Source organism: Pedobacter cryoconitis, from assembly GCF_003259615.1.
Taxonomy (GTDB): Bacteria; Bacteroidota; Bacteroidia; order Sphingobacteriales; family Sphingobacteriaceae; genus Pedobacter; species Pedobacter cryoconitis.
Map to the genome: position 1 here is coordinate 15012 of NZ_QLLR01000038.1, position 21986 is coordinate 36997.

Below are 21986 nucleotides of genomic sequence, written 5' to 3' on the forward strand. Positions count from 1 at the left end.
CTTACGCAGAACTCTGACTTGTAAATCTATTTTAAAATCTCCCTGATGTCCTCTTTGCTCAAAGATTTGAAGAAACTTTCCTCTGTGGTAATCAATGAACTTGCCAGGCGCTTCTTGCGGTTCTGTAAGGCCAGGATTTTTTCTTCAACGGTATCCTTCGCAATAAATTTATAGATAAATACCTTCTTTTCCTGTCCGATACGGTGTGATCTGTCAATGGCCTGTTGTTCGACTGCAGGGTTCCACCAGGGATCTAAAATAAAGACATAATCTGCCTGGGTAAGGTTTAAACCTACTCCGCCAGCTTTGATTGAAATCAAAAAGACCTTAAGATCTTTGTTCTCCTGGAATTCAGAAACAATCTCTCCACGATTTTTTGTAGAGCCATCCAGGTAGGCAAATGGAATTAGCTCTTTCTCAAAGTGATGCTTGAAAATAGTAAGGTGTTTAACGAATTGTGAGAATATTAATACCTTATGTCCGCCTTTAAGTACGTTGTCCAGCGTATGAATTACGTTCTCAAATTTACCAGAGTCTGATAAATATTCATCGTCAATCATGCGTGGATGATTAGCGAGCTGTCGTAAAGCGGTTAGCCCTTGCAAGAGTTGTACTTGTTTTTTAGCGTAAGTACCATCGTCCATACTACTCAGCAAGTCGTTCCGGTAAGCAGATTTTGTTTTTTCGTAATAAGAGGCTTGATCTTCGCTCATATCACAATAAATAATCTGTTCAGTTTTTGCTGGTAACTCTTCTGCAACCTGTTCTTTGGTACGTCTGAGTACAAATGGTTTGATGATCGCCTGTAATTTCTTTGCCTTATCCTCGTCTTTTCTCTTCTCAATGGCTTGTACATATTCGTCATTGAAAAAGGCTTGTGTACCCAGTAATCCGGGATTAAGAAAAGTAAGCTGCGTCCACAGATCTCCCACTGAATTTTCTACAGGAGTACCGCTCAGGATCAAGCGGTGTCTTGATTTTAACTGTCTGACGGATTTGAATGACTTGGAAGAAGGGTTTTTGATATTCTGACTCTCATCAAGAATAATATAATTGAAATAAAAATCTTGTATTTCATTGGCATCAACCCTGGTGATTCCATAAGTGGTAATCACAATATCGTATTTTATAAAATGGCTCACATCTTTATTACGCGTACTGCCGGTATGTGCAAGAATTTTCAGCTTTGGTGTGAACTTCTTTGCTTCAGCCAGCCAGTTGTAAATTAATGAGGTGGGCATAATGATTAAAGAAGTGCTGTGGGTATTGTTCAGCTCGTCTTCTTCCTTCAGCTTTTGCAGCATCGCGAGTGTCTGAATGGTTTTACCCAGGCCCATGTCATCTGCTAAACAACCACCAAAATTATATTCTCTTAAAAAGCTGAACCAGTTATAACCTGCTTTCTGATAACTTCTCAGTTCACCTTTAAAATGAACGGGCATCTGAATATCTTCAATGTTCTCAAAGTCGTTCAGCTTCTGAAGTTTGCGCTGTAAGGTTACATTGGCAATACCATCACCTGCCAGGTCATTGATCAGGCCAATATGATGTTTCTTAAGTTTAAGCATTTTTCCTCCGTCAGAGAGGCTGAATAAACTTCCGTATTGAGAGAACCACTTTTCCGGTATGATAGCTATAGTGCCGTCAGGAAGTGGGAATTCTCTCTTTTTATGTAAGATATGTTGTTTAAGCGCTATAAAAGGAACAGGGTGTATCCCGAAATATACAATCGCGTTAATGTCAAACCAATCGTTATCTTCTTTGATTTCAAAGTCGATTTTATTCGATGCAAACAGGAACTTTTTCTGACCAGTTGATTGCTCAATACTGTAGCCATTAGCTGCTAACTGTTCAATATGTTCGTTGACCCAGTTCAGAATGCCATAAGCTTTATCTTCGGTATCAGCAGCCGCAAGTTCCAGGTTATAAAAGAGTGCACTTGTTTTTTTAAGCCCCAGTTTTGTCAACTCGGTATATTTATGCTTTTCCCATACTGTATCTCTTTTGACACGGGTAAACACATAGTTGTTCTCCTGTTTTTCAACATGGACGGTTACTTTCTTTTCATTCCCCAAGGCAAAAACATGTTCACCGTATTTGAAATAAAGCTGGAGCTGGGAAATACCACCCTCAATATAAATTACTTTTAGAATTGCAGTAGGTTCATGTTTCTCTGTCTGAATATCAAACCCTTCTGCATAAACGTGATATTTCTCTATTAAAGGAGCTACGAATTTCTCAAAATAAGTCTCTTCTTTGGCAGTAGGGATCGTGATGTAACGCTTATTCAGAAAAGGGAACAGCTTTTTACCTTCAATATCCTGCTCAAAGAAATAAAGTACATCATTTAATAAGAGCCATGCAGGCTGATTACTAACAATCTGCGCTTCTTTAAACATAAAATCTATGCGCAACGACTGATATTTGATTGTTGGGAAGTAGCGGGTTTCTACATCACTCCTTCTGAAGTGAAATAAGATCGTAGCAGGCTCAGTGGCCAGCTCAATTTTACGCTCTGCCGGCCATCCGTCTTTATCCATGAGGTATAACTCATCTTTAATTTTAAGGATTTCCAGGACTTCAGCTAGTTTCTTCTCGATTTTGGGCCTCGCGTTTTCATAGAATTTATCATCATAGAACTTACTGAAAAATTCAAAGGGTCTGATCGCTTTCTTATGATACTTCTTAATGACATGGTCCTGCTCTGTTTCATCGAGCATTTTAATGATTTTAAGATCAGATTCTGTAAGATGTCTGGCAAATTCTTTAGCCGTATGGCTGAACAGCCGCTGATAAGTTAAAGAAAAATCTCCCTGTGGATTAAGCTGAACAATATGTGGTTCAATTAAATAGCCTAAATACTCATGCTTGCACAGTGAATATACGATTTTGCAGGGTTTAGAACTATCTACGCGTAACATGAGGTAAATGATTAAAAAAAGAGGAGTCTTTAAGCTAGTAAAGCTTTAAACATACATCAATTTTGAATCGTGATCAAATAGAAAATTGATTTTTCGGGGGATTATTCAAAAAAAACTAAACATAAGTGACTTTAGGGAGAATAATTTGAGTCAGGGGAGCTGATGAGCACGTTGTGTTGGTCGGAAAATTAAGGGCGTTCGTCGGGTTTGACAGGGCTGTGGTATAAAAGACAAAAAACTTTGCAACGTATGGTGGGTGTCTGCGTCTTATTTACAAACTGTTTAGAAACAGATCATTAGAAAACCTTAAAAATAAAGATATGAAAACTTCAATCAAAACATTAGTAGCATCGGCAATGACTGCCATCGTTTTATCAACTACAGTAGTTACCGCTTTCGCTGCAGAAAAAGTAACAGCAAAGGAAAAAGTAGCGGAGAACATGGATATTAAAAAATTAGTAGTCAATGGAAACACCAAGGTATTCATTGTACAAAGTAATCGTGATTGGGTATCGATAGGGGATGATAACCAGGATAAGGTAACCATTAAACAAATTGGAAATACACTGAGCATTAACTCATCAGAAGAAACACCAGTAGTTGTGACTGTTTATGTGAAAGATCTTTACAGGATCTCTGCTGCAGATGCTGCGGATGTAAGGACTGTTGGAACTGTTGATTTACCTTACCTGCAAGTGATTATGAGAGATCACGCTAAAGCACATATCAAAGCTAAAACTGAAAGCTTATATACTGATCTGGCTGGTGATGCAAGTCTGGAGTTGTTAGGTGCAACAGATAGCCATACTATAAAAAATGCAAGTATTGGAAATCTGAAAACAGAAAAACTGGCTGCTGTTAAAACCAAAAACCTGCCAGTGGGAACAAGACTGGCGATGAATGATACGCATGATAGCACTAAAAGAGCAAACGAGGGAGTTTCAAAAAGATAATCCGTCCGTTGTCAGCTTAATTGAGGCAGGCCTTTTATGGAGAAAGACCTGCCTTTTTTATTTATAAGTCAAACTTGATGCCTTGCGCAAGCGGCAGGGTATCCGCGTAATTTATCGTATTCGTTTGTCTGCGCATATATCCCTTCCAGGCATCAGATCCGCTTTCTCTGCCACCTCCGGTTTCTTTCTCTCCACCAAAAGCACCACCAATTTCAGCACCCGAAGTACCAATGTTTACGTTGGCAATACCACAATCCGAGCCGGAACTGGAAAGGAACATTTCGGCTTCTCTCAGGTTCAAAGTCATAATTGCAGAAGATAACCCCTGGGGAACACCATTTTGAAGTGCAATAGCCTGGTCCAGCGTTTTATATTTAATCAGGTATAAGATTGGTGCAAAAGTTTCTTCCTGTACAATCTCATAGTGATTTTCTACTTCAGCCACACAAGGTTTAACGTAACAGCCGGAGTGGTAAGCTTCACCTGTCAGTGTACCGCCTTCTACAACAAACTGCGCACCTTCGGTTTTCCCTTTTTCAATAGCCTTATTATATTGATCAACGGCATCTTTATCAATCAGTGGCCCAACATGGTTATGCTGATCTAAAGGATCTCCGATTCTAAGCTGACCATAGGCTTTGACCAGTTTGTTTTTAAAAGTTTCATAAATATCTTCATGGATGATCAAACGTCTGGTTGATGTACAACGCTGACCAGCAGTACCCACTGCGCCGAATACTGCGCCGATAATAGACATATCCAGGTCTGCATCCTTCGAAATTATAATTGCATTGTTACCACCAAGTTCTAAAATGCTCTTGCCAAACCTTGTGGCTACTGCAGCAGAAACTTTTCTTCCAATACGGGTAGAACCAGTAAAGGAAACCAGTGGAATTCGTTTATCATTGTTAATCAGATCACCAACGGCATTACCGATAAGCAGAGAACTGATCCCTTCGGGCATTTCATTATCCTGAAGCACTTTAGCCAGGATATGCTGACAAGCAATTGCGCATAGAGGAGTTTTAGAAGAAGGTTTCCACACACAAACATTGCCACATACTAAAGCCAGTGCTGTATTCCAGCTCCAAACAGCCACAGGGAAGTTAAAAGCAGAAATTATCCCTACAATCCCAAGCGGGTGCCACTGCTCATACATGCGGTGATTTGGCCGCTCAGAGTGCATGGTTAAGCCATATAATTGACGGGAAAGTCCTACTGCAAAATCACAGATGTCAATCATTTCCTGTACTTCTCCAAATCCTTCCTGTAAACTTTTCCCCATTTCATAAGAAACCAGGGTACCCAAATCTTCTTTGTGTGTACGTAAAGCATCACCAAGCTGGCGCACAATATCACCACGTTTAGGAGCCGGCAAACTGCGCCAGTAAATGGAAGCGGTCTGCGCCTGCGTTAATACAGTCTCGTAATCCTTTTGATCAGCAAGTTGTACTGTAGCGATCTTTTTGCCGTCTACCGGCGAATAACTATCGATAGTTCCAGTGCTTGCTTTCCCGCCCCATACGCTTCCGGTACTATAAGCCGGGTTTGATTCCAGAATACCTAAATTTTTTAATACTGAATTGATATTGGTTTGCATAGTTTATTGGATATTGATTTATACAAATCAACAAAAAAAATCCTGTTAATTTCTTGACTTGAATTTTACGCAGATTAAAATTAAGTTGCGTTACTTTGTAATAATTCAGGAAAAACCCCAGATAGCAATATAAACCTGCATGAGTTTTTAACTCCTGACATGGACATGCTTAAGCAAGTTTCATTACAGCTAACACTGTAAATCGTATGAATAATGCTGACCCAGGCCAGATGGCTTATTTACCGCTAAATTTAATACTATCAACGAATTACGATGTCAGTTGTTTGGATGTTGATAATTATTTCGGTTGCATGCTATATAATACTGTAAACTTATACTGTATTTTAGGAAAAAAGGGAGCTGTTCTTTAATTATTCAATACAATGGAAGAGGAATTTTACTTTGATTTTAGTGATGATGCGCAGCGTTCGGTAGAGCGTTACGAAGAGATGATAAGGAACCAGGATCAGTACTTTTTTGATGCCCAGGCTTTTGAGAACATCATTGACTACTATATAGAAAAGAGTGACCCCGTAAAGGCACTTCAGGTGATAGAGTATGCCCTAAACCAGCATCCGTACGCCGCAGTTTTTTTAATTAAGCAAGCACAGCTTTATTTCGTTACTGATCAGATAGACAAGGCATTTTTCTCTTTGCAAAAAGCAGAAATGCTCGAAGCGTCCGAATCAGAGATCTACGTACTTCGCGGAAATATATACAACAGTCTGGAACGTTATACCGAAGCATTGGATAACTTTCAAATCGCCCTGACTTTCGCGGAAACTACAGATGAGATCCTGCTTCAGATCGCTTACGTTTATCAGAATATGCTGGATTACGAAAGTGCCATCAAGTATATCAAGCAGAGTCTGGAACAAAATATGGAGAACAAGGACGGTTTATATGAGCTGGCTTTCTGTTATGATATTTTGGATAAGCAGGAAGAGAGTATCCAGTTTTATATGGAATATATCGACAACGATCCTTATTCGTATGCGGCATGGTATAACCTGGCAAATTCTTATCATAAACTTGATTTGTTTGAAAAAGCGATCGATGCTTACGATTATGCAATCCTGATTAAAGATAATTTTGCTTCTGCTTATTATAACAAAGGAAATGCGCTGGTACAGCTTGACCGCTATGCTGAGGCTATAGAAGTCTATAAACAAACCTGGGAATACGAGCAGCCGAATGCAGATACCTATTGTGCAATTGGGGAATGTTATGAAAAGCTGGAACGTATGGATGAAGCACGCGCTTATTATAAAAAGTCTGTAAAGATGGATAATAAGCTGGCTGATGCCTGGTTTGGAATAGGGGTAACGCTGAATTTTGAGGAACGCTATTTCGAATCGCTGCACTTTTATAAGAAAGCAATAGAGCTGGATGACGAAAACCCTGATTTCTGGTTCGCTATGGCTGATGCTTATTATAAACTCGGACAAATAGAGCAATCTGTCGAAGCTTATTATAAAGTACTGGAATATAACCCGCTTGATATTGAAGCCTGGCTTGATTTTTCAACCGTTCTTTATGAACAGGGGAGACTGCTGGAAGCCTCAGAAACTATTTCTGACGGGATCAAGAATAACCCGGATGCTGCAGAACTTTATTACAGGCAGGTCGCTTATTTATTTGCGCTCGGACAGCATAAAGAGGCACTGGTTTACCTGGAAACAGCTTTAGTGACTGATCCGGATAAACATTATATCCTGTTTGAATACTTGCCGCAGTTACAGGACAACAATGCAATTATTGAAGTGATTAACAGATATATTAAATAGCTGCAGTGTTGATACCTCATCATACAGGATGCAATTTTACGTTAAGCAATTAATGACCTCAAAAAAGCTTATATCAGATAATGGTATAAGCTTTTTTGAGTGAAAAACAAATTTATAGTGATGAAATAAGCCTTATTTTTTTCACCTTTACAGCAGATATGAATTACCCATTAAATAATATTCCCGAACGTCCAGTAAAACCACGCCAGAGCGGCATAACTATGGTGATGGACAAGGGCCTCAGTTTGAGACAGACAGAAGATTTTATTGATGTCGCAGGTGTCCATTCCGACATCGTAAAATTAGGTTGGGCTACATCTTTTGTTACCCCCAAATTAAAAGAAAAACTAGATATATATCGCAGTGCAGGTATCCCGACATATTTCGGCGGTACTTTGTTCGAAGCGTTTATTATCCGTAATCAATTTGAAGATTATATCCGCGTACTGGAGCAATTTGGTATGGAATACGCAGAAGTTTCTGACGGTTCTATCGAAATTGAACATGATCTTAAATGCGAGTACATCCATAAATTAGCTAAACATGTGACTGTAATTTCAGAAGTTGGATCTAAGGACGCTACAAAAATATTTGCACCTTATAAATGGATCAAACTGATGAATGCTGAAATTGAAGCAGGTTCATGGAAAGTTATTGCTGAAGCCAGAGAAGGTGGAAATGTAGGCATCTACAGAGGATCGGGCGAAGTGCGTGAAGGATTAGTAGATGAAATATTAACACAGATACCAGCTGAAACTATTATCTGGGAAGCTCCGCAAAAAGAGCAGCAGGTTTGGTTTATCAAATTAATTGGTACCAATGTGAACTTAGGTAATATTGCTCCTGCAGAAGTTATTCCATTGGAAACTATTCGTTTGGGATTAAGAGGAGATACATTTGATTACTTCCTTAATTTAGCGAAATAACCGGTTATCCGGTTTGCTGCTGCTGCATATATGAGAACATTCGGACTAATTGGCTATCCGCTCGCACATTCATTTTCAAAGAAGTTCTTTACAGAGAAATTTGCGGAGGAAGGAATTGCTGAGCATCAATATGAACTGTTTCCTATAGAAAATATAGCTGCTGTAGTCTCTTTGATTGCAGCAGATGATTCTCTTGCAGGGCTGAATGTTACTATTCCGCACAAAGTAGGCGTAATGACTTACCTGAATGAGCTGGACGCTGCAGCGGAAACTATAGGCGCGGTAAATTGTATTTCTATCCACCATAAAGACGGGCAAGCCTGGCTTAAAGGATATAATACAGACGCATACGGTTTTCAGGAGTCGCTCAGGCCGTATTTGAAAAAGAACCATACCCATGCGCTGATCCTTGGTGATGGTGGGGCCGCTAAAGCGGTGAAATATGTATTGGATCAATTGCAGATTTCTTATCTTTCTGTAGTGCGTACGGCAGCTCCAAATACCATTTTGTATAGTGATTTAACGCAAGAGCTGCTGCAAAAGCACCAGGTTATTATCAATACCACGCCACTGGGCACTTTCCCGAATATTGACGCTGCTCCTGCTATTCCTTATCAATGGATTACCGACCAGCATCTGGCTTATGATTTAGTTTATAACCCACAGGAGACTGAGTTCCTGAAACGGGCTAAAGCAAAGGGCGCGGCAATTAAAAACGGATTTGAAATGTTGCAGCTTCAGGCAGAACGGTCCTGGTTTATCTGGAACCCTTAGGCTAAATGCGCATGAAACCATATTTACTGTACAGTGTCTTTTTTATTTTGTGCCTGAGTGCGGCTTGTACCAGTAACGAAACTTATACGCCCAAGCCAAGAGGGTATTTTCAGATTAAATTCCCTAAAAAAGAATACCTGAGCTATAATGATGGTTGCCCGTTCACTTTTGATTATCCAAAATATACAAAAATAGAAGCCGATAAAGAGCGTGGTGCAGGCAATTGCTGGAGTAATCTTCACTTTACGCAGTTTAATGCCCGTCTTCACCTTACTTATTATGGTGTTTCCTCTCAAAAGGAATACGAAGGGTTGGTAGAGGATGCACGTACACTGGCCTTTAAACATACTGTTAAGGCGAATGCCATAGATCAGAAACTGATCAACTTTCCAGACCGGAAAGTTTATGGTATTTACTATGCAATTGAAGGAAATACAGCTTCTTCTGTGCAATTTTTTCTGACAGACAGTGCCATACATTATTTCAGAGGAGCTTTGTATTTTAATGAGCGTCCGCAATATGACTCTGTTGCACCCGTTGTGACTTTTATAAAGAAAGATATTGACCGCATGATCGATACCTTCAGATGGAAAAACTAATTTAAACTCCGATGATTACTCTTAAGCAATTTACATTCAACCCATACCAGGAAAATACCTATGTTTTATATGATGAAACAGGGGAATGCGTAATTATTGACCCGGGCATGTATGATGGTAGTGAGCAAAATATCCTGGCCAGCTGGATTAAAGAAACCAAGCTGAAACCAGTATTGCTGTTAAATACACATTGTCATCTGGATCATGTTTTTGGCAATAAGTTTGTTTTCGATACGTGGGGTTTAAAACCACAATTTCATAAAGGAGAATTATATATTCTTCAGGCGGTTCCGGGATATGCGCCACAAATGGGCTTAAACTATGAGCTTTCGCCAGAGCCAGAGGTTTTCCTGGAAGAAACGGGAACGGTAACTTTTGGGGACAGTGAATTAGAATTGATTTTTGCTCCCGGTCATTCTCCGGCACACTTGTGTTTTTATGCAAAGGAGGATGGATTTATTGTTGGCGGTGATGTTTTATTCTATACTTCGATTGGCCGTACAGACCTGCCTGGTGGAAATCATCAGCAGCTGATAGATAATATCAGGGAGAAGCTTTTTGTGCTGCCAGATAAAGTAGAGGTATTTCCGGGACATGGTCATCTGACTACAATCGGCTATGAGAAGCGAAACAATCCTTTTTTAAAATAAGTACCTGTATATTTGACCAAACCACCATCATTTGAACACAGCCCTTTATATTGCCCGCAGGTATCTCTTTGCTAAAAAGTCTACCAATGCTATAAATATTATCTCTACCATTTCTGTGCTGGGGGTTTTTGTAGGCAGTGCGGCCTTGATTATTGTTTTATCAGTATTCAATGGATTTGAGGATGTGGTGCTGAAGATGTTCAATACCATTACCCCGCAACTGGTCATTGCACCTGCAGAAGGAAAGACTTTTAACCCGCACAGCGTTTTTTTTACGGAACTTAAGTCTGCAAAAGAAGTCTATTCTTTTACCGAAGTACTTTCTGAAAATGCTTTGCTGCGGTACCGTGACAAGCAGTCTGTTGGAATGGTGAAAGGAGTAAGTACCTCTTACCTTAAAAATAAAAGCCTGGATAGCATTACCGTACAGGGGAAATTTGTACTGCAAACCGAAGCCGGGCCTAATGCGGTAATTGGCTCTGCGCTGCAAAACTATTTAATGGTGAATACCAATGACCCATTTACACAGTTGCAGGTCTTTTCTCCCAAAAAAGGGCTGAAAACAAGTTCTGTTAATCCAGCAGATGACTTTATGGATTTGTATATTCCGGTGTCAGGTATTTTCGAAGTGCAGCAGGATTTTGATAACATTGCGATTGTACCGCTAAGCTTCGCCAGGAAATTATTAAACGAAGAAATAAAAGTCTCTTCAATAGAGCTCAATTTGCAAAAAGGGGTAGACCCTGATGTTTTTAAAGCTAAGATTGCACAACAGCTGGGCAAGAACTACGTTGTTAAAGATAGGGTGGAGCAGAATAAAGCATTATATAATATTTTAAGTACCGAAAAGTGGGCAGTATATATCATTTTAACGTTTATCCTGATCATTGCCATTTTTAATATCATAGGCTCACTGACCATGCTGGTTATTGATAAGCTGAAAGATATTGCCATATTAAGCAGTCTGGGGGCTGGGAAAGGCCTCATTAGAAAGATATTCCTTTTCGAAGGAATGATGATCACCTTAGCAGGCTGTGTTTTTGGTCTTTTTGTTGGCCTTGTTTTCTGTTTATTGCAGCAGAAGTTTGGATTCGTTAAAATGTCACAGGAGAACCTGCTGATGAGTAATGCTTATCCGATTGGCCTTAAATGGAAAGATTTTTTATTAGTATTCATCACAGTGAGTATTTTCTCGTTTATGGCATCAGCTTTGTCATCTAATTTGAGCGTGAAGAACATTAATCACTTAAATCAAGATCTCTAACATGAATTCCTTAAAACATACATTTTTATTATTATTCGTCCTTTCTATTGCTTTTACAGCTTGTAACCATACCGGTAATGAGACTCAAAAAAGTAAAACCAGAATAATCAAAGGATTGTATAGCTACGGGCCGGAAATCAAGTCTTTTACAGATTGTGAAGAGGGCAGGGAATACTGGGTTGCGGATAGCTCTAAAACATTGGAGCTGGGTTATAGTAAATTCAATTTTGAAAAACCTTACGAACCTGTTTATATTGAAGCAGAATGTCATGTCATTAAATCAGATAGCCTGGTGGTATCGGCAGATTTTGATTCTACTTTAGTCGTGACTAAACTGATCAAAATTACGCGTGAAATTCCTGATGGCCCCTGCAATCAATAGCAGGGTAGTTATGAGTTGGTTACGTAAAGGTTCTGAGTGATTTCCGGGATAATCCCTTTTTCCTGAGCCATTTTAAACAGAATATCTATTGCTTTTCTGCCTTCAGTACCTAAGTCAACAGAGTATTTGTTGACATATAAATCGATGTGTTTATACATGACTGCTTCTTCCATTTCCTGCGCATGGGCTGCAATAAAGTCAATTCCTGATTTTGGATTCTGGAAAGCGAACTCTACAGACTTGCGGATCAGGCGGTTTACCTTCAGTTGTATTTCATGATCCAGCTTACGGTTAATTACAATGCCTCCCAATGGGATTGCACAGCCTGTCAATTCTTCCCAATAGCTGCCCAGGTCAACTATCTTATGTAACCCTTTGTCTGTATAAGTGAAACGGTTCTCATGAATAATCAGGCCAAGATCGATACTATGATTTAATAAGGCATCCTGGATCTCTGAGAAAACCATTACCTGTTTATTGAGCAAATTGGGAAAAGCAATACCCAACAGGAAATTCGCAGTGGTGAGTTCGCCAGGAATAGCCACACTCAAAGTAGAATCTTTTTGAGTTAAGCGCGCACTGCCAATTAAATCTTCATTCTCGCAAATTAATAAAGGGCCAACTCCGAAGCCTAATGCACTTCCTGAATCCAGCAGCGCGTATTTTTCCACCACATGGGCGAAAGCATGAAAACTCAGCTTGGTAATATCCAGTTCTGAACGTAACGCCTTTTGATTTAAGGTTTCCACATCATCAAAGAATACTTCGAACTCCAGGCCCTCGGTATCAATTTTATGATGAATTAATGCGTCAAAAATAAAAGTATCGTTTGGACAAGGAGAAAAGCCGAGTGAAAGTTTCATGTGGTAAATGTAAGGAGTTCCTGTAGCTGCTTGGTTAACTGTTTGTCAAAAATTCAATTGTCCAATCGTTCAGGTTTTTAATAGCAAGCCCTATCTTCCAGCTGTCCCTGTTTCTTTCTTCCACGTAATTAGAAATACTGCGGACCTGAATACAGGGAATATTCAGCTGCGTACAGCAATAGAAGACTGCTGCCCCTTCCATACTTTCAATAACCGGGTTAAGGCGGCTGGTGATCGCCCGGATACTTTCTTTATTGCCATGTACTTTGTTGACCGTAATCCCGTTTACTTCCGGTAAACCAGTTTGCAGCCCGGGTAAATTATCTGCTGAAGGAATAGCTGTGTAGTTGCTTTTTCCAAAACCCAGGTCTTCAATCGTCAGAAATCCTTCTTTATTCTCCGCCCCTAATTCTGAAAACTCATCACGAACAATATTAATCAGGCTGCCTAAAGGAATTTTCCGGTCAAAGCAGCCTGCAATTCCTAAATTAATAACCAGTTTATACTGCGCGGCTGCGGATAAATGCTGCCCGAGTGCAAATGCAGTAGCTGTCATTCCCACACCCGTAATTAAAAGGTCAAAACGAGGGGTTTCTATAAAATTTCCTTCGGCCAGGCCAAAAGCTGTACAGCATCCGGCTAATTCTGCTCTTGTCGCTGCAACTACCAGTATCTTCATTTAACGAAGTTACAAAATAATGTAAAACAGCTGAGCCAGAACATACCTTGCTTGTTTTTAGATAGTCTTCGTATATTTGCGGTCAATTACTGAAATATGATTTATATAACCCGCAAAGAATCTTTCAACGCCGCACATAAATTAGCAAGACCAGACTGGTCTGATGATCATAACCTGGAAGTTTTTGGCAAATGTGCCAATCCTAACTGGCATGGTCATAATTATCAGCTTTTTGTTACTGTAAAGGGAGAAATAAACCCTGAAACAGGCTTTCTGGTTGACCTTAAATGGATGAAAGAAATTATCAATGAACACGTCATTGACAAACTTGACCATAGAAATCTCAATCTTGATGTAGATTTCATGAAAGACAAACTGGCTTCAACAGAAAACCTGGTGATTGCAGTTTGGGATCAATTACTGCCCCATATTCAACAAGGTGGTGCAATACTGCATTGCGTTAAAATTTACGAAACTGAAAACAACTTTGTAGAGTACTTCGGTTAATCACACGATATACATGGAAAATAATACACTAGATGCCTTCGATGAAGAAAACGAAGGGTATGTTAAAATAGATCGTTACAATACAGCAAAAACAGTTTCTATTTCCAGTCATTATACGGATATATTGACTCAGCTGGGAGAAGATCCTCAGCGGGAGGGCTTATTAAAAACACCTGAACGTGTGGCTAAATCACTACAATATCTGACCCATGGTTATGATATTAAACCAGCTGAGATTTTACGTTCAGCCATGTTTAAAGAAGATTACAGCCAGATGGTTGTGGTAAAAGACATAGAAGTTTATTCTATGTGTGAACACCATATGCTGCCTTTCTTTGGAAAAGCGCATGTAGCCTATATTCCCAACGGACATATTGTTGGTTTAAGCAAGATCCCACGTGTAGTGGATGCTTTTGCAAGAAGATTACAGGTACAGGAGAGATTAACAAATGAAATCAGAGATTGTATCCAGGAAACTTTAAACCCTGCAGGAGTAGCAGTAGTGATTGAATGTCAGCATTTATGTATGGCAATGAGAGGGATACAAAAACAAAATTCAGTGACAACGACCTCAGCTTTTACAGGAGAATTTGCCAAAGATAAAACGAGGGCAGAGTTTTTGAGGTTAATAACAGCACGGTTACATTAGAAAACAAGAATAATATAAATGAAAGCATATTTATTTCCAGGGCAAGGCGCGCAATTTTCAGGTATGGGTAAGGAACTATACGAAAATGAAATGGCCAGAGAATTATTTGAAAAAGCAAATAATATTATTGGCTTCCGCATCAGCGACATCATGTTCTCGGGTACTGAAGAAGAGTTGAAACAAACTAACGTTACTCAACCTGCCATATTCCTGCATTCGGTGATCCTTGCCAAATCTTTAGGAGACGATTTTAAACCTGATATGGTTGCCGGACACTCCTTAGGAGAGTTTTCAGCATTGGTTGCTGCTTCAGCAATTTCTTTTGAAGATGGATTAAAACTAGTGATTGCCCGTGCAAATGCCATGCAGAAAGCCTGCGAATTACAACCTTCAACTATGGCTGCAATTTTAGGTTTAGCGGATGATGTAGTGGAGAAAATCTGTGCAGAGATTGACGAAGTAGTTGTAGCTGCAAATTATAACTGCCCGGGCCAATTGGTTATTTCCGGCAGTATAGAAGGAATAGATATTGCTTGTGCTAAATTAACAGAAGCAGGTGCAAAGCGGGCCTTGAAATTAAATGTAGGTGGTGCATTTCACTCTCCGCTAATGGAACCAGCAAGGATCGAGCTGAAAGAAGCGATAGAAAACACTACAATTCTGCCTCCGGTATGTCCGATTTACCAGAATGTTGATCCAAGACCACAAACAGATCCTGAAAAGATTAAATTTAATTTAATCACACAATTAACAGGTGCAGTAAGATGGACACAAACAGTAGAACGTATGCTGGCAGACGGAGCCGATGAATTTATAGAAGTAGGACCTGGTAAAGTTTTACAAGGCCTGGTTAAAAAAGTAAGCAGAGAAGCGCAGACCAGTTCGGCTGCTGTCCCTGTTTAATCGGTATTTATAAATTAAAAGATCCGGCGTGAATATAGGGGGTAAAATAAGATTTCTTTTATTGATTCTGGGGATATGCTGTATTGTTACTGCATTATCGTTAAAACACTCTATAACAGAAAAAGACCTCCTGCAACACGAGGCAAGTAAACTTCAGGAGAACCTTGCCTTAAATGAACAAACTGTATATGATTTCTTAGCAGATGCGCAGCAGCTTGAAAGAGCCAAGCAATTTCACCTGAATGAAACATTTGCTTTGAATTATATTAATTCCTTTGGTGTCAAAGGAATTAATATTTTAACCTACGACCATTCCGTCCTTAAATTCTGGAGTTCTTATAAAGCGATACCACCAAACCTGGATAAGGTAAAAGAAGGATCTTCCTTTTTGCAACTTTCCAACGGATGGTATGAAGCAATTAAAAAAACAGAAGGAAGTTATACTTTGATCTTCCTGATTGATGTTAAAGATCAGTTCAGTATCCAGAACAGGTATCTTAAAAATGGGATAGTAAAGGATTTATCTTCCTCTAACTCCCTGGCCCTGGCTTCCTTTATGGATGAACAGGTAAACGGCATTATGAACCTCGATGGCAAATTGCTGTTTGAGGTGAAACTCAAACCCAATTATACAGAGAGTGTTTACTCTGCGATACAAATATGGCTCTGGATAATCGGTTTATTCAGCTTTGCCCTTTTTGTCAACTCATTTTGCGCCAGGCTGGCCAAAAGAGGCTACCTGATCCCGGCAACCTTGCTGCTTATTGGCTTCTTTTTAGGGGTAAGGGTTACCGATCTGGAGTACGGATGGTATAACCATCAGTTCAGTCTGGAGATTTTCAGTCCTGCTATTTACGCGGAAAGTTTCTTCTTGCCTTCTCTGGGAGACTTCCTGCTCAATGTGCTCTCCATTACCTGGGTTGTACTTTTCATGTTCACCTATAAAGATCATTACCGGCTTCCGAAATGGATAGTCAAGGGTAAAGTGGCAGGTCTGTTCTTCCATTTATTCCTGTTATTGCTATTTTCTGGTATTGCTTTTTTAATGAATGAGGTATTTTTTGGTCTTATTTATAACTCCAAGATCAACTTTGATATTACCAATATTATCAATCTGAGCTGGTTAAGCTGGGTTTGTATTATCATTCTTTGTCTGGTCTGGTTTAATATTTATCTGCTGGCCAATATCTGTATAGAACTAACCAGGCAGTTAAATGTGAGCAATAAAGAGCGGTTAATTTTGTTCCTGACGCTGTTTGTTTTGTATTTCATTTATATGCTTTGCATAGACTTTACAGCCTTCTTCATCGCATACGCCTTATTCCTGTTTATCATTTCCTACAATGGCTATATTCAGAAGAATAAGTTTTCCATAGGTACTTTTGCGGCTGTCTTTTTCTGTCTTGCTTTTATTTCTTCTATTAAGTATTTGAAATTCAATGATATTAAGGAGCGGAGCAACCGGTATGTAATCGCACAAAAGCTGCAGTCATCAGATGATCCTAAAGTCATCAATTCTATTGAAAGCCTTGGAAATGGAATCTCCAATGATTTATTCATTACGGATTATTTTAAAAGCCCGGGATCAAACCGGCATCTTGCGCTGCAAAATTATATCATCAAAACCTTCTTAGATGGGTATCTGTCCCCATTTGAACATAACTTTTATGAGTTTAATGCAACCGATTCGACATTGGCTGTAAGAGAGGACCGGTCGTTGCAACACTATCAAAACCTGGTCAAATCAGGTTCTGTAAAGATTTCGAACTTCTTTTATCGCCTTAATGATACTTTCGGTTATCAAAACTACTTCGGTATCATTCCAATCTTTGACGATAACCATATTCTGGGTACGCTGGTCATTGAATTGAAGTCACAACAATATAACTATAACAGCCAGTTTCCTGAGATCCTGATTGATGGTAAATTGAAAAATGATGAAGATTACAGTAACTATTCTTTTGCTTTTTATAACAACAACAAGCTGATTAAACAGGCCGGAAAATATACTTATAAAATAGCCAATACAGAGTTTAAAGGTGTTTACGGGGAGCCTGTAATTGTGAATGAGTCTAAGCTGGGATATAGCCACTTAATTTATTCTGCCAGTAACTCCAAAATTATTGTGATCAGTAAAGAGAAGGTAAACTATATTGTCCGCCTTGCGGCATTATCATTCTTCTTTTTGATGTTTATTATCTTTTCTGCGGCTTTGTATATGCTCATCTGGCTGTTGAAGAATATTGATAAGAGCTGGGGAGGGTGGTTTAATATCAACCGCTCTTTAATGATCAATGCGAATAAGATTTTATACAAGACCCGGATACAGCTTTCCATTGTACTTTCAGTGGTAGCCACTTTGTTGATTGTTGGCTGGTCTACTTTCTTTTATATACGTGATGAGTACAGGAAACAACAAGAAGACTTTATCAGGGAAAAGATCCGGAAAGTGCAGCTGTCTTATGAGAAGCAAATATTCAGCACCGGCATACCGGAAGCTACCGATATGGCTGTGATCAATTTCAACCAGTTTGCTGATATTAATTCTGCCTATTTAAATCTGTTTGATACTGATGGGAACCTGTTGTTCACTTCGCTGCCCAAGATGTATGATTACGGGATTATAGGGACTAAGATGGAGCCTAAAGCTTATATCTATCTGAAGCAGGTTCAAAGGTCGGAATATTCCAATCCACAGGAAACTATCGGAGAGTTCAAATATTCTTCTGCTTATGCGCCGATCAGGAATGCACAAAATCAGACTGTCGCTTATATTGGTCTGCCCTATTATGGGAATGAAGCCGACTACCAGGCAAAAATTGGATTGTTCATCAATACGCTGATTAATATTTACGCACTCGTTTTTGTGGCCATCGGTATTTTGGCGGTATTCCTGGCCAACCAGATTACGAGTCCGTTAACTTTTATCCAGGAAAGTATCAAAAAGACTAAACTCGGACAGAAAAATCAACCCATTATCTGGTCACGTCATGATGAGATCGGGTCATTGATTAAAGAATATAATAAAATGATTGCTGCGCTGGAAGAAAGTGCGGTTAAACTGGCCAAATCTGAAAGGGAGAGTGCATGGCGTGAAATGGCCAAACAGGTTGCCCATGAGATCAAAAATCCGCTGACTCCTTTAAAACTGGGGGTACAATTACTGGAGAAATCATGGAAAGAGAAAGATCCTAATTTTGAAAAGAAATTTGAGCGTTTTTATACCTCTTTTGTAGAGCAGATTGATAGCCTGGCAACTATTGCCTCAGAGTTCTCCAATTTTGCCAAAATGCCGGATACCAAACTGGAAAGTTTGAGGCTTATTCCTATTATTGAACAAACAAGGGATGTTTTTGTAAACACTAAAAATGTAGAGATCTATATTTCTAACCTGACCAATAAAGAGGTGCTGATACAAGGTGACAAAGACCAGATGCTGCGTTCGTTCAATAACCTGATGAAGAATGCGATAGAAGCTGCAAACATGAAGGATAAGTGCATGATCTTTATCAAGATTACCAATGATCAGCACTATGTATGGGTAGAGGTAGAAGATAATGGAAAAGGGATCGACCTTGACCTTCAGCCGAAAATATTTGTCCCTAATTTTACCACTAAATCTTCTGGAACAGGTTTGGGTTTAGCCTTTGTGAAACAGGCCGTAGAAAATGCAGGCGGTACTATAGACTTCAAATCGGTAGCCGATACCGGAACTACCTTTTACCTGAGCTTCCCGCTTGTTCAGGGGCAGGCTTAAGTTTGATCAGGAAACAGGTTTCAATTATTTTAACGTAATCGCTGCTTTCCCCATGGTAAAGCCATTTGCATAAAGCAGAATCGCATAAGTCCCTTTGACAAAAGGTCTTGGATTTACCCATTCAATAGTATAAGCCGTTTCATCATTGTTATAAGAAATAGTAATCATATCACTATACTGCATTTCCTGGCCTTCTGCTTCAAACATGTTCTGCTCATCGGCAATCAGGTTTCCTGAAGGGTCAAAAACGCGGATATAGATTTTATGATAGTCTTTTGTTGCCAGTTGATTAGGAATGATATTAAAGTAAGTAATCAGTTTTTTAGCGGTGGATGCTTTGGTCACTTCTACATTTTTACCACTATTTTTTACTTTAAATGCTGCAAGAGCTACATTGAAAGCTTTTAAGGCTGCTCCGCTTTTTACCTTGGCATTGAGTTCTGTATTTTTCTTTTCCAGTGCATTTGCTTTGGCAGATACCGTAGTTACAGACTTAACTAAGCTATCTCTCTCAGCTTTAAGAAATGAATTCTCTTTCTCCAGGCGGGAAAACTCGTCTTTATATTCTGTTAAAAATGTTCTTAATTTTTTAAGTTCAGTCTGAGCTGCGGATAGTTCTGCCTGGGTGACCTGCCCTTTCTGTAAGGATTGTTTAAGTGCCGAAATTTTTACCCTGGCCAGTTTCTGCTCATTCTGAAGTTTTTCAGTCAGGGCAACATTCATGGTATTCACCTTGTCAAATTCAACCTCTATCTTTTCTACTTCCAGTTTTAGTCTTTCTTTCTCGGTATTGGTAGTAACAAAGCGTTCTTTTTCATATTTATCCTTGAAATATAAAAAGGCATTTGTACCTAACAAGGCCACTATTACTACAATTAGAAAATATATTTTATTACGGTCTCCTTTATTTACGGGATCTTTACGGTCTAACATTTGAAATCAAAAATTGAAGTTTCGTTGTCGAATTGTTTACAGTACTTATTGATAAAAAAAACGAACATAGGATAAATAATATAATTTGTGGTAAAAAAAATGACTCAAATTGTATGAGAGCTAAAAAAAAATCGTTTAATTGCTAACGTTGGGGCTCAAATTTGAGTATTACATCCCCACATTTATTTTAAATTTAAACTACCAAAAGAACCAATAATGCTGAAAAAGATTGTTTTTGCAATTCTAACAACTTTAATTACCCCAATTTTTATCTATGCACAAACAGCAGCAAAAATTGCTCCAAAAAGGGAGTTCAGAGGGGTTTGGGTTGCAACTGTTACGAATATTGACTGGCCTTCCAGACCAGGCCTGAGTGTAGATGAACAAAAGCAGGAGCTGATTGCACTGCTTGATCAGCATAAAAGAAATGGAATGAATGCTATTATGCTGCAGGTAAGGCCGGCAGCTGATGCTTTTTACCGTAAATCAAGAGAGCCCTGGAGCCAGTGGCTGATGGGGAGACAAGGTGTTGCGCCAAGTCCGGGATATGATCCTTTAGAGTTTGCGATTACAGAAGCGCACTCGCGTGGTATGGAATTACATGCCTGGTTTAACCCATATCGGGCAAGTATGAGCGCAAATACAGTCTTCAGCGAAGACCATATGACCAAAAAAAGGCCGGATATGTTTTTTACCTACGGTGGAAAGAAACAATTTGATCCGGGATTACCTGAGGTCAGAGAATATATTGTACAGGTTATTCTGGACGTAGTGAAAGGTTACGATGTAGATGGGATTCACTTTGATGATTACTTCTATCCTTATCCTATTGCAGGACAGCGCATCAATGACGGCGCTACTTTTAGCAAATACTCCAATGGGTTTACGAATCTGAACGATTGGAGAAGAAACAATGTTGACCTGTTGATTAAGCAGCTGGATGACAGTATTCACCATTATAAAAAATACGTGAAATTCGGGATCAGCCCTTTTGGGATCTGGAAAAACAGAAAAGAAGATCCACAGGGGTCTGAGACAAACGGTCTTTCTAACTTTACAGAATTGTACGCCGATTCCAGGAAATGGATTAAAGAAGGCTGGGTGGATTATATCAATCCGCAGGTCTATTTCAGTTTTACCAGGAAGGCCGCCCCATTTGATACTTTAGTAGACTGGTGGAGTAACAATACTTATGGCAGACATCTTTATATCGGGCAAGCTGCTTATTTAATGAATCAGCGTATGGAAGCTGCATGGCGGGACCCAAATCAGATTCCAGATCAGATCAGGTATATGCGCGAGAATAACCGCGTGCAGGGAAGTGTATTTTTTAGTTCCAAGTCATTTTCTACTGTGGCAAGAGCAACGGCAGATTCTCTGAGGAATGATTTATATAAATACCCGGCACTTCCTCCGCAAATGCCATGGCTGGATGAGATTGTACCAAACATGCCGCAAGGTTTAAGTGCTGAGGCTGTAGGCGTAGGCGTACAACTTAAATGGTCAGCACCTTTAAAAGCAGAAGACGGAGAAACGGCTTCCGGATATGTGATTTACCGTTTTGATGAAGGAGAAAGGATTAGTGTGGTCAATCCTAAAAATATTATCAAAATCAGTTTTAATGATACTCCATCCTTTTTAGATACCAATACTATTAAAGGAAAAAGATATACTTATCTCGTTACTGCGCTCGACAGGCTAAAGAATGAGAGCGATGCCAGCGGCCCGGTAGGGGTCGAGGCTAAATAAAAAAAAGCGGACATGAATGAAGTGAACCCCAAAAGTTGGACAAAAACTTTTGGGGTCACATCAGATTTGATTCATGTAAGCTTTTTGCTT

18 protein-coding genes are annotated in these 21986 nt (G+C 39.4%); 13 read left to right on the plus strand and 5 right to left on the minus strand.

Annotation, left to right across the window (positions count from 1 at the left end):
* Positions 1-26: 26 nt before the first annotated feature.
* Complete coding sequence (locus tag LY11_RS23780; RefSeq protein ID WP_111636105.1) at positions 27-2921, minus strand: DEAD/DEAH box helicase; 2895 nt, start codon at positions 2919-2921, stop codon at positions 27-29.
* A gap of 320 nt (positions 2922-3241) precedes the next feature.
* Between LY11_RS23780 and LY11_RS23785 the strand changes: the two genes are divergently transcribed.
* Positions 3242-3874: a GIN domain-containing protein gene (locus tag LY11_RS23785; RefSeq protein WP_111636106.1), complete on the plus strand. Its 633-nt coding sequence runs from the start codon at positions 3242-3244 to the stop codon at positions 3872-3874.
* A gap of 61 nt (positions 3875-3935) precedes the next feature.
* Here LY11_RS23785 and amaB read toward each other — a convergent pair whose 3' ends face one another.
* Entirely contained in the window at positions 3936-5474 is a 1539-nt protein-coding gene (amaB, locus tag LY11_RS23790; protein ID WP_111636107.1) for an L-piperidine-6-carboxylate dehydrogenase, read from the minus strand.
* 383 nt (positions 5475-5857) lie between these two features.
* Here amaB and LY11_RS23795 point away from each other — a divergent pair, with 383 nt between their 5' ends.
* From LY11_RS23795 to LY11_RS23825, 7 genes are all read left to right on the plus strand, one after another.
* Complete coding sequence (locus LY11_RS23795) at positions 5858-7261, plus strand: tetratricopeptide repeat protein (protein WP_111636108.1); 1404 nt, start codon at positions 5858-5860, stop codon at positions 7259-7261.
* Between the two features lie 158 nt (positions 7262-7419).
* Complete coding sequence (locus LY11_RS23800; protein ID WP_111636130.1) at positions 7420-8187, plus strand: phosphosulfolactate synthase; 768 nt, start codon at positions 7420-7422, stop codon at positions 8185-8187.
* A 30-nt stretch (positions 8188-8217) separates the two neighbouring features.
* Positions 8218-8961, plus strand: coding sequence for a shikimate dehydrogenase family protein (locus LY11_RS23805; protein ID WP_111636109.1), 744 nt, complete (start codon positions 8218-8220; stop codon positions 8959-8961).
* Between the two features lie 11 nt (positions 8962-8972).
* Positions 8973-9560 (plus strand): gliding motility lipoprotein GldD, encoded by a 588-nt coding sequence (gene gldD, locus LY11_RS23810; RefSeq protein ID WP_111636110.1) that lies wholly within the window; start codon positions 8973-8975, stop codon positions 9558-9560.
* Between the two features lie 11 nt (positions 9561-9571).
* Positions 9572-10210 (plus strand): MBL fold metallo-hydrolase, encoded by a 639-nt coding sequence (locus tag LY11_RS23815; RefSeq protein WP_111636111.1) that lies wholly within the window; start codon positions 9572-9574, stop codon positions 10208-10210.
* Between the two features lie 31 nt (positions 10211-10241).
* A complete protein-coding gene (locus LY11_RS23820) occupies positions 10242-11474 on the plus strand; it encodes an ABC transporter permease (protein ID WP_111636112.1) in 1233 nt (410 codons plus the stop codon).
* Between the two features lies 1 nt (position 11475).
* On the plus strand, positions 11476-11856 hold the full coding sequence (locus LY11_RS23825; RefSeq protein ID WP_111636113.1) for a hypothetical protein: 381 nt from the start codon (positions 11476-11478) through the stop codon (positions 11854-11856).
* A gap of 8 nt (positions 11857-11864) precedes the next feature.
* Here LY11_RS23825 and LY11_RS23830 read toward each other — a convergent pair whose 3' ends face one another.
* Positions 11865-12719 carry a menaquinone biosynthesis family protein gene (locus tag LY11_RS23830; protein ID WP_111636114.1) on the minus strand — a complete coding sequence of 285 codons (855 nt, stop codon included), beginning with the start codon at positions 12717-12719 and terminating at the stop codon, positions 11865-11867.
* A gap of 34 nt (positions 12720-12753) precedes the next feature.
* Positions 12754-13398 (minus strand): futalosine hydrolase, encoded by a 645-nt coding sequence (gene mqnB, locus LY11_RS23835; protein ID WP_111636115.1) that lies wholly within the window; start codon positions 13396-13398, stop codon positions 12754-12756.
* A gap of 96 nt (positions 13399-13494) precedes the next feature.
* Between mqnB and LY11_RS23840 the strand changes: the two genes are divergently transcribed.
* The 4 genes from LY11_RS23840 to LY11_RS23855 are packed head-to-tail and all read left to right on the plus strand — an operon-like array spanning position 13495 to position 19214.
* A complete protein-coding gene (locus LY11_RS23840; RefSeq protein WP_111636116.1) occupies positions 13495-13905 on the plus strand; it encodes a 6-pyruvoyl trahydropterin synthase family protein in 411 nt (136 codons plus the stop codon).
* Positions 13906-13918: 13 nt separating this feature from the next.
* Entirely contained in the window at positions 13919-14554 is a 636-nt protein-coding gene (folE, locus tag LY11_RS23845) for a GTP cyclohydrolase I FolE (RefSeq protein WP_111636117.1), read from the plus strand.
* Between the two features lie 18 nt (positions 14555-14572).
* Complete coding sequence (gene fabD, locus LY11_RS23850; protein WP_111636118.1) at positions 14573-15457, plus strand: ACP S-malonyltransferase; 885 nt, start codon at positions 14573-14575, stop codon at positions 15455-15457.
* Positions 15458-15485: 28 nt separating this feature from the next.
* Positions 15486-19214: a sensor histidine kinase gene (locus LY11_RS23855; protein WP_245952877.1), complete on the plus strand. Its 3729-nt coding sequence runs from the start codon at positions 15486-15488 to the stop codon at positions 19212-19214.
* 24 nt (positions 19215-19238) lie between these two features.
* Here the strand turns inward: LY11_RS23855 and LY11_RS23860 are convergent, their stop codons facing one another.
* Complete coding sequence (locus LY11_RS23860) at positions 19239-20147, minus strand: hypothetical protein (RefSeq protein WP_111636119.1); 909 nt, start codon at positions 20145-20147, stop codon at positions 19239-19241.
* Positions 20148-20363: 216 nt separating this feature from the next.
* On the opposite strand from LY11_RS23860, the gene LY11_RS23865 reads away from it, so the two are divergent.
* Entirely contained in the window at positions 20364-21896 is a 1533-nt protein-coding gene (locus tag LY11_RS23865) for a glycoside hydrolase family 10 protein (RefSeq protein WP_111636120.1), read from the plus strand.
* Positions 21897-21986 lie beyond the last annotated feature (90 nt).